At 75.7% G+C, this 1,823-nt stretch carries 2 protein-coding genes and 1 pseudogene; 2 read left to right on the forward strand and 1 reads right to left on the reverse strand.

What is annotated here, in order from left to right:
- A pseudogene (locus tag ACFWXO_RS34190) lies at positions 1-485 on the reverse strand (hypothetical protein); the annotation flags it as partial.
- A 239-nt stretch (positions 486-724) separates the two neighbouring features.
- Between ACFWXO_RS34190 and ACFWXO_RS34195 the strand changes: the two are divergent.
- Positions 725-1,324: a hypothetical protein gene (locus ACFWXO_RS34195; RefSeq protein WP_380528867.1), complete on the forward strand. Its 600-nt coding sequence runs from the start codon at positions 725-727 to the stop codon at positions 1,322-1,324.
- 95 nt (positions 1,325-1,419) lie between these two features.
- Positions 1,420-1,680 carry a hypothetical protein gene (locus tag ACFWXO_RS34200; RefSeq protein ID WP_380528869.1) on the forward strand — a complete coding sequence of 87 codons (261 nt, stop codon included), beginning with the start codon at positions 1,420-1,422 and terminating at the stop codon, positions 1,678-1,680.
- Positions 1,681-1,823 lie beyond the last annotated feature (143 nt).

A 1,823-nucleotide genomic window follows, 5' to 3' on the forward strand; every position in this document is an offset into this window, starting at 1 on the left:
GTTTTTTTTTGTGATATCTCTGTGTGGGGCGGGGGGGCGCCCCGCGCCCGGGGCGGGCCCCGGCCCCCCCCCCCGGCCCCCCCCCCGTCGGCGCCCACTGGGTCGACGGCCTCCAGCAGGCTGCTGTCGAACATGGCGATGGTGTAGCGGGCCGTCCGGACCTCGCCCCGGTACGGGGCGTCCGGCGGGGCGACCAGGAAGGTCTCGCCGGGGCCGAACACCGTTTCCCCGCCCGGCCCGGTGCGGTCGGCGAGGGTCCCGGTGTGCATGCTGATCAGGCAGACCCGGCCGAGGCTGTCCGCGGTGTAGGCCAGGTCGTAGCCGAAGGACAGCCGGTCCACGCTCAGCGACCCGACCGAGCGGCGGCTGATGCTGGTCCGGGCGTCCGCCACCGACTTGCCGATCCGCATCGGCGTGTAGGCCGTGGACAGGAACTCCTCCGTGGCCTCCCTGCTCGCGCTGTCGAACGACAACGACTCGACCATCCCCACCACCCGTCGTCGGCGCGGCAGCCCCGAGCTGCGCGGTCGGTGCCGACGCTACGCGCCGGGCGGCGGGACGCAAAGCCGGGCCGTCGCGCTCCTGGCCGGGCCCGTTTCGTTTCCGGCGCTGTCCGGGGTCCGCTGCTTCGCTCCCGCAGCTGCGGGTGGAACGGACGGTGGAACAGGGTGGGATCGGTGCCCTCCCCCCCCCGGGCGCCGAGTGCCCATCGGGAAGGATCGCCATGACCGTGCGCAGGGCACAGCAGGCCCGGCCGCCGAGCTCCGGCGCCGACCTGTCCGGACAGCTCGCGGAGCTCGTGGCGGAGGCCGAACGACAGTTCCAGGAAGGGCTGTTGGCGTTCACCGCGCAGGACGCGGCGCTGGCCCGGAGGATCGCCGACGACCTCGTCCGGGCCGTCGGCACCGCTGCCGGGCAGGAGCGGTTGCCGGTGATCGACCGGCTGGAGGACGTCCGTGAAGCGCTCGCCGTGATCGCCGTCGGCATCGCCCGCACCCACGGCCAGCTGGCCTGGTTCCTCGCCCGGGCCAGTACCGTGCTGACTCCGGTGCTGGCCTGGCGGTCGCTGCCCGCGGACCGGCAGCGGTCCTTCGGCACCGTCGTGCCCGGTATCGGCGAACTGGCCGACGCCGAGACCGCCGTCCGTCGGCTGGCTGCGGGGCTCACCCGGGTCGGCACGGCGGGCGTCGCTCCGCAGCCCGGCCCGAAGGTGGGTCCGGACGGCGTGGGTCCGGACGGCGTGGTGCCGGACAGGGTGGTGCCGGACGAACCGGCGTCGGACGGCCGGGTGCCGGGCAGTCTGGCGCCGGACGCGGTCGCGTGACGTCGGCGGGCGGCCCGTCCGGCTGATTCAGAAATAGATGATTCGGGCACCCGCCCAACCGTCCGACCACGGCCACTCAGGAAGGGGCGCTGATCATGACCACGCGTGACGACCACCGGACCCAGCCGGACGAACCGGCGGAGGAGCGGTCCGCCGAAGAACGTTCGATCACGGCCCCCACCCCGGCCGACGTCCGGGAGAAGGCGGCCGGGCCGGTCGGGGACCGGGAGCGGTCCGCCGAGGAGCGTTCGATCATCGCCCCGACCCCCGCTGACGTCCGGCGCAGGGCCGAAGGGCAGCACGATGCCGACGAGGGTGCACCGGAGCCGCCCGGAGCGGACGCCGTGTCGCCCTGACGAGCCGCCGCCGACTCCCGCTCCGGCATCCGTGGGGGGGGCCGCCCCCGGCGCGGGGGGGGGCGGGGGGGGGGGGGGGTGGTGGGGGGGGGGCGGGGGGCACGGGCGGGGGAACCACGAGGAGAGGGGGGGGGGGGCGGGCC

This window comes from Kitasatospora sp. NPDC059088 (assembly GCF_042738155.1).
Lineage (GTDB): Bacteria > Actinomycetota > Actinomycetes > Streptomycetales > Streptomycetaceae > Kitasatospora.

Bases quoted from the DNA above. Each gene is read 5' to 3' on its own strand.
- ACFWXO_RS34195 (WP_380528867.1), top strand. From the start codon at position 725: ATGACCGTGCGCAGGGCACAGCAGGCCCGGCCGCCGAGCTCCGGCGCC.
- ACFWXO_RS34200 (WP_380528869.1), top strand. From the start codon at position 1,420: ATGACCACGCGTGACGACCACCGGACCCAGCCGGACGAACCGGCGGAG.